Raw genomic sequence first — 17,727 nt, forward strand, 5'->3', positions numbered from 1 at the left:
GCTTATTTTATCACTGGCTCTGACACCTTGCTCATAACTTTTTTATCACCGGCTTCCGGTCCCGGCTCTGTCAACTTCGCTCCCCGCTCCTTCTCCCACGACATTACCAACCTTACCATTCGGTTATAGGTTTTCAATCCGTTGGGCTGATTGTTAGCCTTTAGAAAATCATTATAAAAAACACTGCTGATCATATCTATGGGCCCTTCATGTGATAGCCAGAAGTTACGCTCGGTAACGAAATCCTGGTGCACTGCCGGCAGTACACTTTTTTTTAGCTTGATCTGGAGTATGCTGTCGCGCATATGGAGGTCGCCCATGCATTCATCCACCACCTCATGCCAGGCAGAGTAACGCAGCAGGCGATCTTTTGACCTGATGCCTACTAAAAACCCTACAAAGTTGGCTTCATCCTCAGCGCCGTACCCCATTTGGTGCGATAACTCGTGACAAGCCACAAACGGCTTTAAAAATACCGGCATCTGGTAATTGATCTGCGATTCGGTGGTGAACGGATTATAATAGCCCGATGTACCTAAATAATTAAGTAGCGGTGTAAACAGCGAGAGTTTAATACCAGGCTTGTAAGACGAGAAATCCTTTGAACTATCTGACATGGACTGTACAGCCTTAATAGCTGTTTGCGTGATGGCTTTATCTTCCTGTTGCAGGTCAGCAGTGGTAACTCGCAATCGGGTAGCATTGGCACTATCAATAGCTAATTGGGCGAGGTTATAAAGCTGAGCGATAGAATAATCGCTGTCGGATAGCTTAAGTCGTTCGCCTGCTGATGGCCGGTAGTAATTCAATCCCCACAAAAAATAAAAACTAAGTATTACTATTTGCAGGATGATGATCATCGTCAGTAACAATAACCCTGCTGGTTTAAACTGTTTTTTAAACAGCAGCCTGAATAACTTTATTACATAGTAAACAATAAACCCTATAGCTACGAGGTATAAAACATCGCCCGCACTAAAAGGGAATAAATTAAATACCGGGTGAAAGATATGGCAAATAATAGGGTAGATGCCGGTTGAATAATAACGCTCGATAGCGTCAGGATGGGCCTCAAGCAATTGCAGCAAAAAATAAATAACGGCTAATATTACAATGGTTACAATGCGTTTTTTTACAATACTACTTTTCTGCTTTTGGCGCATGGCGGTAAATATAGCGCATAAAGTATCAGCGTAAAAACAAAAAGCCACCGGAAGATGATCCCGGTGGCTTTTATATAAAATTGTTAACGATATTATTTCACGCTAACCGGAACATCAAGCTCGTCCCAAATCAGGTGGAAAGCTCTTGGATCAATTGTATACAATAATCTTTCGTGTTTACCTGCCACTTTAGGTGTTACAGTTACACGTAAAACATCTTTAGTTGAATCGTATTTAAAAGCGCCCCATTGATTGGCCACGCTGTTAAAAATAATAGTCCACGATTTTTCGTTAGGGATAGCGAAAAACCCGTAAGTACCTGCAGCCAGTTTTTTACCTTCAACCAAAATATCTTTGGTGGTAGTAAAACGGGTTGCTTCGTTAGCGCCGGTACGCCAAACAGTTTTGTAAGGGACTAAGCCACCCCAGATCTTGCGCCCTCTCACTGATGGGCTTCCGTAATTAATAGTAATAGTTGAACCGTTTACCATAGCGCTTACACTATCGCGCGGACTTGGAATAGCTTTTTTAGATGGCTTTTCCATTGGCATTTGCGCAAAAGCAGCGCTGGTAAACATACAGGCAAATACCAAAAACAGTACAGCCTTTAAACGAATTGTTGTTTTCATAATGAGATGAATAAAAATGATTTATGATGTAAAGATAATATTAGCAGCTTATTGTTACAGGAACTGTCAAAAAAGTTAAATATTATGACTGTTAGATCAATATTGGCACGAATTATGAACAATAATAAACACTAGAAGCTCACATTGCAGTTAGGAATAGACCTGTAATAAGGTTAAACAATTGTTGTGAGTTTTTGCCCTTGCCGTAAGGCAGGGGTTTTTTTATTTTCGGATATTTGCCGGCAGATTATTTACTTTGCTGCATGAAGGACCAAAACAAGCCATTTTTTATATTACTGTTTGTTTTGGCCTTGATCGTTAATTTTTCAGGCGTCAATGTAAAGTTCTTTACCGACGATCCCGGGCTTTATGCCTCAATCGCCAAAAACCTACTTTATAAACACGAATTTTTTGAGCTGTTTACCTATAACCAGGACTGGCTGGATAAGCCGCACCTGCCCTTTTGGGCAGTGATGTGCAGTTTTAAATTCTTCGGCATTAGCGAATGGGCCTACCGGCTGCCCGCGTTGTTATGTTTTATGCTGGGCTTGTGGTACACCTGGCTCTTCAGCAAAAAATATTACGGTACCGAAATTGCCGCTATGGCAGTTTTGATTTTGATGACCTCGCTCAGCATCATCATGAGCAATACCGACGTACGCGCCGAGCCTTACCTGATGGCCTTTGTGACCGGCAGCATTTACCATGTGGCCCGCTTGCACGAGCGCTTTAAATTGAGCGACCTGCTGCTTGCCGCACTGCTCACAGCCTTTGCCTTAATGACCAAAGGCCTGTTTGTAATGTTGGCTATTTATGGCGGATTATTAGGCCAGGTTTTGTTTGAACGAAATTTTAAAAGCCTGTTTAGCTGGAAATGGCTGGCTTTGGCAATATTGGTCGTTCTATTCATCACACCCGAGCTTTACGCGCTGTACATCCAGTTTGACATGCACCCCGAGAAACTGGTTTTCGGGACGCACAAGGTATCAGGCATTAAATGGTTTTTGTGGGATAGCCAGTTCGGCAGGTTTGTAAACAAGGGGCCGATCACCCATAAATCAGGCGATGTGTTTTTCTTTGTTCACACGCTGCTTTGGGCCTTTGCGCCGTGGTGCCTGGTATTTTACTACGCGGTGTTTAAAAACCTTAAAAGCATCTACCAAAAACAAAAACTATCGGAATATTATACCCTTTGCGGCGGATTATTATTACTCCTGCTATTTTCATTGTCGAAGTTTCAGCTGCCGTTTTATACCAATACCATTTTCCCGCTATTCGCGGTGGTTACAGCGCCGTATTGCTTTAAGCAGCTCAGTAAATTCGGTACCGGGTTCAGGCTGGTTGGGCAGTGGGTTTATATTCTGGCTTTCCCGGTTTTGGTGTTGATCATTAATTACTTTTCGAGCCCGGACAAGGAATGGTGGTTTTATGTGGATGTAATAATAGCTGTTTTGGTGGTCGCCGCTGTCTGCTACAAGGTCAAGCTAAACCACATTAAAGTTTTCCTGGTGAATTGTACGGTGGTGCTGTTTGCCAATTTCTACCTCGATACTACATTTTACCAACAGATAACCGCTTACAAAGGACAGATAACGGCAGCAAATTACCTGAACCAACCCCGGTTTAACCACCTGCATGTTTATTCCCTTCGTACAGAAAATAATATCTTTCAATTCTACAACCAAAAGCATGTGGATTTGATCCCGCTGGAACAATTCAAAAATTTTAAACCTGCAGATAGCGCGGTGTTTTATATAAACCAGCCTTCGATGGATATTCTGGTACAGAACAACGCGCAGTTTAAGATTTTGCAAACTTTTGTTGATTATCCGCAGGAGAACATACTGCCTAAGTTTATTAACCGGGCCACGCGCGATCAGGTATTGGCGAAGGTTTATTTGATAGAGAAGTAATAAATTAACTGGAAGAAAAAGCATTGAACACAGCTAAAATACTGTAAACCGCAGGGTCTCTCGTAGAGGACCCTGCGGAGACTATAAGATATTCATCTTATCGATTATAGTTATTAATATATTTGGTAAAAATAACTCATGATTAACGTTGATTATAATCCATACTACTTAGACAGTTATCATAAAGTTGATGAAAGATACCTGATCCTGAATGTTTTGCCGATACACTATGGCATTCCATTCGACGACTTAATCCACCAAATACATATTCGGACAAAACAAGATATTTCAGAATCTTCATTATTTGGTGATTACGGATTTGATAGATACATTAAAGACGATGTACCAATTTTTATTTGTGAAGAAGAAGCTCTAAAAGGTACGTTGAGCATTTTTGAAGGAATGTTTGAATCAGAAAGTGAAATAACATTTACGATAGATTATATTTCAATAGAACAAAAGACCGTAGAAAAAACCGCGTCTGATTGGAAAAAGGAATTTATAAAGTTAAGCGAGCGACAAAGTAAGCTGATTGAATTTAAGGCAAAAGACTATAAAACGGTTCGATTGCAACTTAGCGCTGAATATAAAGAATTGTTTAATAGCCGCATTCAATTTGTCAAATACAACTTTATGAGTGAAGAAGAAAAATCTTTAAAGATTTTTGAAGAATCAATCTTTAAGTATGTTATTAAAGCTGCTGAAGATGCCAACCCTGGTTATAAATTAATGCAACATTTGTTTCGAAAATAACCCCTGTTCCCGCAATCGTCCCGCTTGTGGCAAACATGCAAAGCAATACAAATGCAAAAACAATAGCACCAACCACAAGCGGGACGCTTGCGGGAGCAAAAGGTTTTTAAATACTTAGTTCGCCAATTTTCTTCAACCCCAATATCGAAAAATCACTATCCGCTTGTTTAATGATATTACCCAGCATACCTAAGCCGGTTATCTCCATTTCCACCAAATCATTAGGTTGCAGCCATTGGGGCCGGTAGTTAGAGTTGGTGAGTTCTGTAAACCGCAGGGTCCTCTGCGAGAGACCCTGCGGAGACTGGAAGACCCTGCGGTGACTGGACAGGACTTGAATTAATTATTTATTCATATTCAACACTGGGTTGCTATGAGCGGCGTGGGAATTAACAGGCACGTTTTCTGCAGATGTTATCAGCCAGTTGCCATGCTTTTTTACCAAAACCAGTAAGCTTATATTATCCTCATCGCCGGCTTTATTACCGCCGTGGTCTATACCGTCGGGCGGATAATAGGCGCCTACGTGGTTTAGGATATGGACTACGGCAACATCGGGCGTAATAAATCTGACGTCGGTTTTAAGTGTGGTTAGCGGTGTGTTTTTAAACATTCCATTGTGAAAGGTTTGATGAGCATATTTCACCTGATCGCGGCCCTGCCACCACATACCCACTACGTTTACCCAGTCGCAATCTTCGGTAGTGTAAGTAGCAATATCGTTAAAGTTGTGGTTGTTCCAGCTTGTGCCGAATGCACCTAAAGTTTTGTTGATACTTTTAATGTCGGCAGCGTGCTGCTGCGCCATGCCTAAGGTTGAACCTGCTGCCAGCATAATTGATAGGATTAATGTTTTCATTTGTTTTTTCTATCAAAAGTAGGCCTATGCCCTATCCCTAAATAGTACAAACGCGACACCTAAGAAAAAATATTGGACTGCAACCTGAAAGGTGTCAACGAAAGCTCGTGCTCCATAAAGCCTGGTGTAACACCGGCAAATTCTTTAAAATCACGAATAAAGTGCATCTGGTCGAAATAGCCGCATTGGTAGGCAATGGCCGTCCAGGTAAGTTGCGGGAACTTTTGGTGCATACGGTATGCTTTGGAAAACCGGGTAATACGAGCAAAAAGCTTAGGCGGCAAACCAATGTATTTATTACAGCGGCGCTCGAACTGCCGTGTACTCAGGCCCGCCTGCGAAGCAAGATATGCAATGGACACGTTTCCGTTAAAATTGACGAGTTGTGTAATAGCCGAGGTAAAGGGTGATTCTGCATGGGCTTGTTGCTGCATCAGGAATTTCTCGATCTCGTTTTTGATCGCAATAGCATCTTTAGCTTCGTTTAATTTTTCGTGCACCTCGTTAACCACGTTGCCAAACACATCTTCACCATCGCATACGTAATCCAGGATATCATGCATAGGGAATTTAACCAGCCGGTGCAATGCCCCGGGCTGAAAACCCACCCTCGCCACTAAATTATTGTGCCCCATTTTGATATTCACCCGCATTAATTGCGGACCGATGATCATACATTTTGGGCTCGGGCGAAATTGTGTTTCGCCGAAAAACTGCGTATCAACCGGGTCATGAATATAAAAGTACAACGCATGCTGCGGCAATGGCGGAAAAGGCGTAACCAGCGACTCCTGCGACATAGGCACCTTATTACCCGACACCATGATGTTATGCACCAGGTGTTGTAAAGACGGATGTGGTTTAAAGAATTGTGCCTGCAAAATAAGCGTTGATTTATTGAGTTAAATATACTAATTGGCAGTTAGATACAGAAATTATTATATTATAACTATATGGTTACTTTTTTCAATCCCAATATCGAAAAGTCACTATCCGATTGTTTGATGATGTTGCCGAGCATGCCTAAACCCGTTACTTCCATTTCAACCAAATCATTAGGTTGCAGCCATCGGGGCCGGTAGTTAGGATCGTTCAATTTGCCGGTGCCGTTCAGCTCCAGGAAGCAGCCGGTGCCTACCGTGCCGGAGCCGATGACATCGCCCGGGAAAACGTCGCAGCCATAAGCGCAGCGTTCAATGATCTCGGCGAATGTCCAGTCCATATCGGCCAGCGTGCCTGCGGATACTTGTTGGCCGTTTATGTGGCAAATCATTTTCAGGTCGTAACTGTTACCGGTGTGACCGGGTTTGGTTGCTACTTTGTATTGTTCAAGTTCATCTGGCGTTACCAGCCAGGGGCCAATCACTGTAGAAAAATCCTTGCCTTTTGCCGGACCAAGGTTTAGGAGCATTTCCTCCATTTGCAGGGTTCGGGCGCTCATATCATTCATGATCATGTAGCCGGCGATGAAGCTGTCGGCCTCGGCGGCGCGGATATTTTTACCTTTTTTGTTGAGGACGACGGCTACTTCCAGTTCGAAATCGAGTTGCTGAAAATGGTCGGTCATACACTCCACTTCGCCGGGGCCTTGGATGGCGTTGTGGTTGGTAAAATAGAATACCGGGTATTGGTCAAATTCGGCAATCATGGCTGCTCCCCTGTTGCGGCGTGACGTTTCCACATGCTGGCGGAAGGCGTAAGCATCACGGCAGGATGTGGGGTGCGGTACGGGGGCTATCAGTTCAAAAAATAGTTCTTCGCGGGCTTCGAGTTTGCCGCTGCTGATGGTGGCGTTTATCTTTTGCGCGCGCTCCATCAGCTCATCACCACCCCACAAAAAATCGTTCATGTTATTGGGTATCAGCTTATCGCATGAATGCAGGTTAAAGATATGCCCATTGATGTAAATACCCAGGTGCTCCCGGTCTTCGGTTTTGTAGGATACTAATTTCATGTTTATAGTGGTTGTTAATTCAAAGCTAAGTAATTTGATTGAATTGTTGAGTGGGTCATTTTTGAGTGGGTGAATTGTTGATCTCTTCGTCTCACGCATATCGCCTCACCCCGACTTTGCTACGCTCGTCGACCCTCTCTTCGCCTGCGGCGGAAAGAGGGTAAAACAACCTAATTTTCCCCCTGTTTCCTCTTTGTAGAAAAGAGGTTGATAAGCGATGATAAACCGGGTGAGTTACTCATCAACTGTTTCACAAACGTTCCAATGTGGGTAAAAACGGGTTATTTTCACCACTTTTTTAGTCGGTTTAACGCATTTTTCAGGTCAAATCAGGCCAGTTTCAGGCAAAATGACGGCTTATTAGCCTTCAAATGCCTTTAAAAACACCATTTTCGACCTGTTTTAAGCCGTTTTTGGGGTTAAAACTGCACTAAATGAACCACTTGTTTCAATTGTTATGATAGAACTCAATTAACCATTAAACCCAATTAAACACTCATAAAAAAGACTTGCATGGTAAACATTTAAAGCCTAATTTTGGTTAAATCATTATGAGCATTCAAAAGCATTTTTATTTTTCCCTTGGCCTTACTTCTATGAGTGATGCCTCTTCGTTCAGGGATGCTATGCTCAGTTCTATCGTACTGGCTCAGTACTAATTACCTCTTTTCCAGGATAGATTTTCGTTGCCGATAATTTCGGTTCATTCCTGCTATTTCCCATTTTTTTTAGATTTTCATTTCGTAAACCGCTAATAATAAACCAATTATTTGTTATGCCTATTTACCACACGTTAGGAAAAATTCCGCCAAAGCGGCATACGCAATTTCGTAAGCCCGATGGAACTTTATACGCCGAAGAACTGGTATCAACCGAAGGGTTCTCCAGCCTTTACTCACTGGTTTACCATGCTTACCCGCCAACCATTGTTAAGGAGCTGGGCGAGCCGTATTCCGTTGAACCCAAGATCGCCCGCGAGAAACATCTGAAGCATACCAGCCTTATTGGCTTCAACGTGCAACCCGAAGATGACTATCTGCAAAGCCGTAAACCGGTACTGGTAAACAGCGACTTACATATCTCGCTGGCAGCCCCACGCAAATCTATGACCGACTATTTTTACAAAAACAGCCAGGCCGACGAGGTGGTGTTTATCCACCAGGGATCAGGAACATTGAAGACCGGTTTTGGTAAGATCAAGTTTCAATACGGCGATTATGTGATCATCCCGCGCGGTACGATTTACCAGATGGAATTTGATACACCGGATAACAGGCTGTTTATTGTGGAGAGCTTTAGCCCTATCCGCCCGCCGAAGCGTTACCGCAATGCTTACGGTCAGCTGATGGAGCATTCGCCCTACTGCGAAAGGGATATCAAACGACCGACCGACCTGGAAACGCATGACGAAAAAGGTGACTTTAAAGTGCTCATCAAAAAGCAAGGATTGATCTATCCATACACCTACGGCACACATCCGTTTGATTTTATTGGCTGGGATGGTTTCCATTACCCGTGGGCGCTTTCTATCCATGATTTTGAACCAATAACCGGCAGGTTGCACCAACCGCCACCGGTGCACCAAACATTTGAGGGTAATAACTTTGTGATCTGCTCATTTGTGCCGAGGAAGTTTGATTATCATCCATTATCCATCCCCGCACCATACAATCACAGCAATGTGGATAGCGACGAGGTATTATACTACGTTGACGGCGATTTTATGAGCCGCAAGCATGTGGTTAAGGGACAGATCACCCTGCATCCCGGAGGCATCCCGCACGGGCCATCGCCGGGTTCGGTAGAGAAATCCATCGGCAAAGAATCAACTGAAGAATTGGCAGTAATGATTGACCCGTTTCGCCCGCTAATGATCACCGAAGAAGCCATTAAAATAGAAGATCCGAATTATTATAAAGGCTGGGCTGAATAAAACATATTGTCATTGCGAGCGTAGCGCGGCAATCTCGTCGCTTGCAAAGAACGCGACGAGATTGCTTCGTTCCTCGCAATGACAAAACAAAAAACATTAAAGAAAACACAATCATGGAAACACAAACATTAGATAAACCGATCCAAACAAAAGACTTTTTACCACTGAATGGTACCGACTACGTAGAATTTTATGTAGGCAATGCCAAGCAGGCAGCTCATTATTACAAAACCGCTTTCGGTTTCCAGGACCTGGCCTATTCAGGGCCGGAGACGGGTGTGCGTGATAGGGCATCATACGTATTACAGCAAGGTAAAATTCGCCTGGTGCTGACTACGCCTTTGCATTCCGACCATCCTATCGCGGAGCATATTAAAAAACATGGCGATGGAGTAAAGGTGCTGGCTTTATGGGTTGATGACGCTTATGACGCTTATCAGCAAACCACAAGCCGCGGGGCTAAGCCTTACCAAAAACCGCAAACTATGAGTGATGAAAACGGCGAAGTTCGCAGCAGCGGCATTATGCTTTATGGCGATACCGTACACCTGTTCATCGAACGTAAAAACTACAATGGTTTGTTCCTGCCGGGATACAAAAAAATGGACACTGCTTATCATCCAACCGAAACAGGTTTGTTATATGTCGACCATTGTGTAGGTAATGTGGGCTGGCATAAAATGAACCAATGGGTTGATTTTTATGCTGATGTGATGGGATTCAGGAACATTCTGACCTTTGATGATAAGATGATCTCAACCGAATATTCGGCGCTGATGAGCAAGGTGATGAGTAATGGAAACGGTTATGTTAAATTCCCGATAAATGAACCGGCTGAAGGCAAAAAGAAGTCGCAAATCGAAGAATATTTGGAGTTTTACGAAGGCGAAGGTGTACAGCATATGGCTTTAGCTACCAGCGATATAGTTAAAACAGTAACCGATCTGCAAAGCCGTGGAGTTGAGTTTTTAACCGTACCGACTTCATATTATGATGAATTAACTGATCGTGTAGGGCATATTGACGAGGACTTAGACCCACTGAAGAAACTCGGCATTTTAGTTGACCGCGATGACGAAGGTTATTTGTTACAGATCTTTACCAAACCTGTTGAGGATAGGCCGACGGTTTTCTTCGAGATCATTCAACGCAAAGGTGCCAAGTCATTTGGCGCAGGTAATTTTAAGGCTTTATTCGAGGCTATTGAACGCGAGCAGGATTTGAGGGGTAATTTGTAATTTAATAGTTCACAATTTCCTAAAACAACAAAGCCCCCGAATTTCGGAGGCTTTGTTGTTTTATAGTTTAGAGTAGCTTAGCAATCTACATGCTTACAATCTTCGGTAGAAAACTCCGGCTCGAATGTGCTGTGGCTGATATCTAAATGTTCCATCCGGTGGCGCAGGTCGTGTTTAATATTATCGAACGAGTTCATATAGGTGGGATCTACTACCAGGTGAGCGGTTAACGCATTTTCGGTAGTACTTAGAGCCCAAACGTGCATGTGGTGCACATCAATAACACCTTTGCCCTTTAATAATTCAGCTTTGATTTTGGCAAGGTTCATTTCCTTTGGTACGCCGTCCATTTCCAGTCTCAAGCTGTCGTTTAATAAACTCCATGTACCACGAAGGATGGTTATCGCAATCAGGATACTTACAATGCTGTCAATAATGTACCAATGCGTAAAATAGATAATAACACCCGAAATTACTACACCTAATGAAACAACAGCATCCATAGCCATGTGCATGTAGGTGCTTTTTATGTTTAAGTCACCGTCCTTGCCTTTCACAAAAAGATAAGCAGTGAAAGCGTTTACACCAATACCGATCAAAGCAACCCAGGCCATCGTTCCGCCTTCAATTGTTGCGGGATGAATAAACCGGATAATCGCCTCGTAAACAATTACGCCCACTGAAGCAAACAGGATAACCGCGTTAAAAAAAGATACGATAATGGTAGAGCGTTTGTAGCCATAGGTATACTTACTATTAGCGCTTACTTTAGTTAATTTAAAGGCTAACAATGCTAAGGCCAAGGCCGCAACATCGCTCAGGTTATGGCCCGCATCAGTCAATAGGGATAATGAGTGGATATATAAACCGGCAATAACCTCAATGATAACAAAAGCCGAGTTTAAAATAATGCCGATAACAAATGCGGCATTTAAATTCTCGATTTTTGGAGCGTCGTGATGATGGTGACCAAATAATCCATGCGAATGATCGTGATCATGTGAATGACTATGGTCATGCGAGTGTGAATGATCATGAGAGTGATTGTGATCGTGCGAATTTGAATGATCTGCCATAGCGCAAAGGTAGGTAAATTATGCGCACAATCAATTTAATGGATGAATATCAGCCACAATATCAACAGCAACAGCGCGTATTTAACAGCGTAATACAAATTGTAATTATAAGCCTTTAGCTTTTTACCTACTGTGCGTATTGAGTAAATATAACGGAAGACTTTATTGATATTGCCGGTTTTATCTTCGCCCATATTAGGCGAAGCCGCAGCCGCCATAATAAACCAACCGAAAAATTTATTCCAGCCCCGGCCAAACATGGTTTTTACCGGGCGTTCTACATCACAAAACAGAATGATGCGGTCTATATCCGTTTTATTTTGCGCGTAATGAATGTAGGTTTCATCAAATAACACATCTTCGCCGTCTCTCCAGGCATAAGGCTGCCCATCAACCACAATATTGCAAGCATCGGAATTTGGGGTTATCAAACCCAGATGATAGCGCAGTGAACCCGCGTAAGGGTCACGGTGCATCAATAACTCGCTGCCTGCAGGCAATACCGCGAACATCGCCGCTTTCACAGATGGGATCTGTTTTAATAACTCAACTGTTTGCGGGCAATATTTGGTAGCTGACGGATGAAAATCATCATACCATTTTAAATAAAAGCGCTTCCACCCACGGCGGAAAAAGGAATTGAAGCCAACATCGTTCAATTTATCTGATCCTTTGATCAACTCCTCCTGTTCCAACAATAAAGCTTCATCGCGGATAGTTTCCCACTTACTTTTTAGCAGGCCCAGTTGCGGAAATGATTCAGTTTTGATATAAGGTTGATTTTCTACTCCTGACAGCGCATACATGGGTACATTAATGGGCGCCATAAAGGTAGAGTGATCGGTTAACTGCCTGAAAAATTTATACCTCACCTTGCCACGGTAGTGAATGATGATGGTTGAAATTATCAATACGTAAAAGAAAATAAACTTTCCTGATACGAGTTCAGTGGCAATCTGGTGCATTGTGGGAGATTTAATTAACCGAAAAGATAAATATCGGTGCTAAATCAACTAATTAAAAGAACGTAAAAGGGTTTTTACAAAAATGTGACTGTAGCAAAATTGTAATAATAGGAGCCAGGTTTACTCATGATGGTAAGGCTCGCCTTTAATTATCGTGAAAGCGCGGTAAAGTTGTTCTACAAAAAACAGGCGCACCATTTGGTGCGAGAAGGTCATTTTTGAGAGCGATATTTTATCATTCGCGCGTTGGTAAACAGTTTCATCAAAGCCGTAAGGCCCGCCAACTATAAAGATTAAACTGGCAGTCGCGCTTATATTTTTCTTCTCTAAATAAGTAGCGAATTTTTTCGAGGTAAACTCCATCCCGTTTTCATCCAGCAGGATCACATGATCAGTTGGGACGATCTTTTTCAGGATCATGTCCGCCTCTTTGCTTTTTTGCTGGTCAGGTTTAAGGGCTTTGGTATTTTTAAGTTCAGGAAGGTCGATCAGCTCTAATTTCGTGTAGTACTTCAGGCGTTTAACATACTTTTCAATCCCATCTTTTAAGTAAGCGTCTTCAGTTTTGCCAACTGTTAAAAAAGTGATCTTCATATCAACCAACAAAATAAACGTTTATTTAAAATATAAGTGCTTATTTAGCCTGAATTTTTAAATACGATGGAACAGGATATCCTAAACGATTATACACAACGCATAACCACTGCCAAAGCTGAGGTTGACAAATATAAAAAACTGATCAATACCTATTCCTTTTTACGATTAGGGTTGATCGCACTGTTAGTACTATCTATTTACATAGCTAACTCGCAAAATAACTTTACCATTATTGCCACTACCGTAGTTATCGTGCTATTTGTTTTCGCCTGGCTTGTTTCTAAACAAAGTGCCTTTGAGGATGAAAAAAAGTATTTTGAAAACCTGGTAAAGGTTAACGAAAACGAGATCAATAGCATACTGCACCACATCAATATGTACGACAATGGTGCAATTTTTAGCAATGAAAAGCACTTTTACAGCGCCGACCTTGATATTTATGGTAGCTTGTCGCTGCATCAATTGATTAATCGATCTGCTACAGCAGCAGGGAATGTGAAGCTTGGTGAATGGCTAAATGCGCCATCAGAAAAAGAGACCGTTTTATTTCGCCAAAATGCTATTAAAGAAATAACCTCAAAACCCAATTGGAAGGTAGATATCCAAGCCCGTCTTTTATTTGCGAACAGTAAAGATGCCATCCAATTAAATAGTTTGTTTGCCTACTTGCGCTTACCACTTGCTATTCCCGGCGAAAAATGGTTGAATACCTATATAAAACTCGCTCCATGGTTATTGACTGCCGCTATTATAGCCAGTATTTATTTTTCGCCGGTAACATTTATCGCAATAGTTTTGGTACTTTTTAATTTTTTAATATTAAATTCCAAAGCTGACGTAATCGTAAAATCGGCATCCATAGCTGATAAAATAGGTAAGGTTTTGGCCAATTATGCGGTTGTTTTAAAGGTGATCGAAACCGAAAAATGGCACTCAGAAAAATGCATCGAATTAAACAGCAAACTTAATAACGGGCAAATCAATAAAAGTATTGAGGAATTGGCCAAGCTGATCAATAAGCTTGGCTATAACCTTATTATGATCGTGAATTTCATTCTAAACATTTTCTTTCTATGGTCGCTTAAGCAGGTTATCGCTATTGAAAACTGGAAACGCACTAACAAACAGGAAATTGAAACCGCCTTCGATGTGATCGCCGAGTTTGAGGCGCTGATCAGTCTTTCGTCCTTGGCTATTAATTATCCTAAATGGTGTTTCCCGCAAATAGCCTATGGCGACGCCTACACCATCACTGCGAAAAACATCGCTCACCCGCTTATTAGCAATAAATTCAGTGTAACTAATAATTATGAGTTGAATGATACTTTTAAGGTAGATATCATCACCGGCTCCAACATGGCAGGTAAAAGTACCTTCTTGCGCACTATCGGCATCAATACCGTATTGGCTTTAGCAGGTGCACCTGTTTGTGCTGATGAAATGACAGTATCGGTTATTACAATTGTTAGTTACATGCGAATTAAGGATTCGCTTAATGAAAGCACCTCAACCTTTAAAGCCGAGCTCGACCGGCTGCAAATGCTCCTTGCCGCTGTGGAAAACGAACCTAAGGTTTTCTTTTTAATAGATGAAATGTTGCGCGGTACAAATTCAGTTGACAAATATTTAGGCTCAAAAGCGGTTATTGAGCAACTCATCAGCAAAAAAGGGGTGGGGATGGTGGCTACGCACGACCTACAGATTGCCGAGTTAGAAAAGAAATACCCGGATTATATCCGCAATTTCTACTTCGATATACAGGTAGTTGATGGCAAAATGCTGTTCGATTACAAGATAAAAGATGGCGAATGCAAAACCTTTAATGCTTCGTTATTATTGAAGCAGATCGGGATTGATGTTAACGCCATATAGTTAACCACAAAAAAGGCCCTTGTAAAACAAGGGCCCTTTAAATATTACAATTGTGGTTTTATTATCTTGTGCTTCCGCCTGCTGCAGGTGCGCCGCCCGGGCCGCCCTGGTCGTCCTGTTTTTCTTCGTCAGGATTGTTACCATTCTTTGGTTTAGGGTTGCTGAAGGTGATTTTACCAAAGCTGTAGCTAAACGTTAAACCAACCGAACGGAATGGGAACGCGGTACTGCTGGTTTGAACCAGGTCGGCACTGGTTATATTTTGGTTAAAATATTTATATTTATTAAACGGTTGCAAAACATTAATACCAATTGAAGCTTTTTTATTGTCAAATTGCTTCCTTACACCAAAGCCTAATAAGCTGAATGATGGATTAGTACCCTGTATAGTGCGGCGTGGTGAATTCTCAATAGCGAAAACCTGGCCCACTATGCTTTTCAGGTCAACTTCAGCCATTCCAAAAGCGTTGTACTGTACATAGGTGCCTTGTGAGCTGTGGTCGGCTGCAAAAAAACCTGTTGGATCAGGACTATAAGTATATGCATTAATGCTTCCCCTTATGGTTAGGATTTTGATCGGATTTATCGATCCGAAAAAGCTTGATCCCCATGAATTATTGCTACCAATATTTTGGTAAGTACTTAATGTACCCACACCAGTTTGCGTTGCTGCAGCAGCAGAAACATCCGGAGCTAATATACTTTCAATTAGACCGTTGATATGCTTATAGTAGATAGAGAAATTGATAACTGATGTTTTAATAAACGTGTTATAATTTAACTCAATAGTTTGTGATATCTCCGGGCGAAGATCAGGGTTACCTTCCGATTCGCTTTGCGGATTGCTCATGTTTATAAACGGATTTAAAAAAGTTAAACTTGGGCGTGTGATACGTTTGCTGTAACTCAATTTAAATGTGTTTGACGTACCTACCTGCTTTTGAATAGTGAAGCTGGGTATAAACACGTTATAATTTTGTGTTACCGGCGGAAGCTCCTGGTCGGTGGTTGTGGCTTGGCCATTAATAGTAGTGTTTTCAAACCTGCCACCTGCCAATATGGTGTAATTTTTTGGTAAGGTGAAGGTTAATACAGTATAACCGGCATACACATTTTGATTATAATCATATATATTGCTCAGGTCAGGTAAAAGATTATCCAAATCTCCATCTCCGTTTAAATCAGTACCAAAAATGTCAAAATCACTGTTTAACCTCCTGATGGTAGTTTTACCGCCAGCTTCCAGTTTTAACAGCTTGTTTATTGGCAGCGTATAATCTGCCTGGAAAGTGTATTCATTGTTTGTACCGTCATTTATACCTCTTTGCGGATCATAAGGAGATTCGCCGGTGTATGTATTAGTATAGTTAGTATTAACAATACTGTGGCTCCATTGGGCTGATAAGTCCAACTCCTCACCATCTTTGTGAAATTTGTGGGTATAATCAACACTCCAGTCAAAACCATCAAAAAGATTATGCTGTACTGTATTATTAGTATATTGATAACCGTAGGTAGTATCAGGCCCGGTGGTATGTGAACCGTTTGTTGACGGACCGGTTTGATTAAACCCGCCTCTGTTATATCTGAATGTAGAAGTCAGGCTATTGTAAGCATTAACCTCGTAACCTGCAGTAATAGAACTGATAGTACCATACCTTTTAATATCGCTGCTCCTGGTGGCACTGTTATTAGTTACTTCGCCGGTAGTAGGGTCAGTAATGGTTTGGTTAAAGTTAGTCAGAGATGTTTGAGGCCAGGTTAAGTTACCACCAATATTTGCCGACAGGCTAAACCTGTTTTTGTTATAATTTAAGTTGAAGTTACCGTTGTTTTGGCGTGTGCCGATACCACCGCTAACCGAACCGCTTAAACCTGAAGCATTTTTTTGTTTGGTGATGATATTAATAATACCTGCCGAACCTTCCGCATCATATTTTGCGGATGGCGAAGTGATCACCTCAATGCTTTTGATCTGATCGGCAGGGATGGTTTTTAATACGTCAGATAGACTTGCCGACATAGCACCCGATGGTTTACCGTTGATCAACACCTTAACGTTTGCATCGCCACGTAAGGAAACATTACCGTTGATATCAACAGCTACCAACGGCACTTTTTGTAGCACGTCGCTCGCGTTGCCGCCTACGTTGGTAATATCCTTTTCGGCGTTGTAAACAATTTTATCAATATGGTTTTCAATAAGCGGTGCCTTTGCGGTAATGGTAACTTCTCCAAGGTCGCCGTTATCCGGCCTTATCTTGATATTGCCTAAACTTGCATCGGGTTTTGATGCCGTGGTAACGATAGGGTTTACCGTTTTAGTTTTATAGCCGCCAACAAAGGTGATGGTTAGTTTGTAGCTACCGGGTTTAATATTATATATTTTAAAACCGCCTGATTCGTCGGTAAGCATACCATTTATAGGTGCTTTGCCGTTGCTCAGGTAGATAGCAACACTGGCGTAGGCAACCGGTTTTTTGGTGACAGAATCAATTACGGTTCCGGCAATTTTACCGGTTATGCTTGGGCCGCCAAACTGCGCCTTTGCAGTAAGTACAGAGCTTAACAATAAAAGAAATATGTAAAAACGCTTCATTTGATGGGTGATTTTCAATTTGGAGGCGAAAATACCCGAAATGTTACAAACAAAATGTCATTTTTATAAATATCTGCTGCAACATATTGTAAATGTTACACTATTGATTAATGATTAATTAAATAGAGATTACAGGTTGATAATTATCTAATCTCTAACTTCCGTTTTCTAAAGTC

Annotated in this window: 14 protein-coding genes; 5 read left to right on the forward strand and 9 right to left on the reverse strand. The window is 41.9% G+C overall.

The features are described 5' to 3' along the window. Positions 1 to 2: 2 nt before the first annotated feature. Positions 3 to 1,211 (reverse strand): DUF3810 domain-containing protein, encoded by a 1,209-nt coding sequence (locus ACYZ0U_RS07640; RefSeq protein ID WP_461451487.1) that lies wholly within the window; start codon positions 1,209 to 1,211, stop codon positions 3 to 5. Between the two features lie 44 nt (positions 1,212 to 1,255). Further along, positions 1,256 to 1,792 (reverse strand): DUF2911 domain-containing protein, encoded by a 537-nt coding sequence (locus tag ACYZ0U_RS07645; RefSeq protein WP_461451488.1) that lies wholly within the window; start codon positions 1,790 to 1,792, stop codon positions 1,256 to 1,258. Positions 1,793 to 2,055: 263 nt separating this feature from the next. On the opposite strand from ACYZ0U_RS07645, the gene ACYZ0U_RS07650 reads away from it, so the two are divergent. Together ACYZ0U_RS07650 and ACYZ0U_RS07655 are read left to right on the forward strand one after the other, a co-directional pair. Continuing rightward, the gene (locus ACYZ0U_RS07650) at positions 2,056 to 3,705 is read left to right on the forward strand and encodes an ArnT family glycosyltransferase (RefSeq protein ID WP_461451489.1); all 1,650 of its coding nucleotides are present in this window, start codon (positions 2,056 to 2,058) and stop codon (positions 3,703 to 3,705) included. 138 nt (positions 3,706 to 3,843) lie between these two features. Further along, the gene (locus ACYZ0U_RS07655; protein ID WP_461451490.1) at positions 3,844 to 4,458 is read left to right on the forward strand and encodes a hypothetical protein; all 615 of its coding nucleotides are present in this window, start codon (positions 3,844 to 3,846) and stop codon (positions 4,456 to 4,458) included. Between the two features lie 343 nt (positions 4,459 to 4,801). On the opposite strand, the gene ACYZ0U_RS07660 is transcribed toward ACYZ0U_RS07655, so the two are convergent. From ACYZ0U_RS07660 to ACYZ0U_RS07670, 3 genes are all read right to left on the reverse strand, one after another. Continuing rightward, positions 4,802 to 5,317, reverse strand: a complete 516-nt coding sequence (locus tag ACYZ0U_RS07660; RefSeq protein ID WP_461451491.1) for an SgcJ/EcaC family oxidoreductase — start codon at positions 5,315 to 5,317, stop codon at positions 4,802 to 4,804. A gap of 59 nt (positions 5,318 to 5,376) precedes the next feature. After that, positions 5,377 to 6,198 carry a helix-turn-helix domain-containing protein gene (locus tag ACYZ0U_RS07665; RefSeq protein WP_461451492.1) on the reverse strand — a complete coding sequence of 274 codons (822 nt, stop codon included), beginning with the start codon at positions 6,196 to 6,198 and terminating at the stop codon, positions 5,377 to 5,379. Between the two features lie 68 nt (positions 6,199 to 6,266). Then, positions 6,267 to 7,271, reverse strand: a complete 1,005-nt coding sequence (locus ACYZ0U_RS07670; protein ID WP_461451493.1) for a fumarylacetoacetate hydrolase family protein — start codon at positions 7,269 to 7,271, stop codon at positions 6,267 to 6,269. A gap of 775 nt (positions 7,272 to 8,046) precedes the next feature. On the opposite strand from ACYZ0U_RS07670, the gene ACYZ0U_RS07675 reads away from it, so the two are divergent. Both ACYZ0U_RS07675 and hppD read left to right on the forward strand, forming a co-directional pair. Beyond that, entirely contained in the window at positions 8,047 to 9,204 is a 1,158-nt protein-coding gene (locus ACYZ0U_RS07675) for a homogentisate 1,2-dioxygenase (RefSeq protein ID WP_461451494.1), read from the forward strand. A 113-nt stretch (positions 9,205 to 9,317) separates the two neighbouring features. Next, positions 9,318 to 10,442 (forward strand): 4-hydroxyphenylpyruvate dioxygenase, encoded by a 1,125-nt coding sequence (hppD, locus tag ACYZ0U_RS07680; RefSeq protein WP_461451495.1) that lies wholly within the window; start codon positions 9,318 to 9,320, stop codon positions 10,440 to 10,442. A gap of 77 nt (positions 10,443 to 10,519) precedes the next feature. Here hppD and ACYZ0U_RS07685 read toward each other — a convergent pair whose 3' ends face one another. The 3 genes from ACYZ0U_RS07685 to rlmH all read right to left on the reverse strand — a co-directional run bounded on the left by ACYZ0U_RS07685 (position 10,520) and on the right by rlmH (position 13,077). Continuing rightward, positions 10,520 to 11,518: a cation diffusion facilitator family transporter gene (locus tag ACYZ0U_RS07685; protein WP_461451496.1), complete on the reverse strand. Its 999-nt coding sequence runs from the start codon at positions 11,516 to 11,518 to the stop codon at positions 10,520 to 10,522. 35 nt (positions 11,519 to 11,553) lie between these two features. Beyond that, a complete protein-coding gene (locus ACYZ0U_RS07690; RefSeq protein ID WP_461451497.1) occupies positions 11,554 to 12,483 on the reverse strand; it encodes an aspartyl/asparaginyl beta-hydroxylase domain-containing protein in 930 nt (309 codons plus the stop codon). Between the two features lie 120 nt (positions 12,484 to 12,603). Continuing rightward, positions 12,604 to 13,077, reverse strand: coding sequence for a 23S rRNA (pseudouridine(1915)-N(3))-methyltransferase RlmH (gene rlmH, locus ACYZ0U_RS07695; protein ID WP_461451498.1), 474 nt, complete (start codon positions 13,075 to 13,077; stop codon positions 12,604 to 12,606). Between the two features lie 66 nt (positions 13,078 to 13,143). Here rlmH and ACYZ0U_RS07700 point away from each other — a divergent pair, with 66 nt between their 5' ends. Then, positions 13,144 to 14,952: a MutS-related protein gene (locus tag ACYZ0U_RS07700; protein ID WP_461451499.1), complete on the forward strand. Its 1,809-nt coding sequence runs from the start codon at positions 13,144 to 13,146 to the stop codon at positions 14,950 to 14,952. A gap of 61 nt (positions 14,953 to 15,013) precedes the next feature. Here ACYZ0U_RS07700 and ACYZ0U_RS07705 read toward each other — a convergent pair whose 3' ends face one another. After that, on the reverse strand, positions 15,014 to 17,551 hold the full coding sequence (locus ACYZ0U_RS07705) for a TonB-dependent receptor (RefSeq protein ID WP_461451500.1): 2,538 nt from the start codon (positions 17,549 to 17,551) through the stop codon (positions 15,014 to 15,016). Positions 17,552 to 17,727: the final 176 nt, after the last annotated feature.

This window comes from Mucilaginibacter sp. (assembly GCF_965225845.1).
Lineage (GTDB): Bacteria > Bacteroidota > Bacteroidia > Sphingobacteriales > Sphingobacteriaceae > Mucilaginibacter.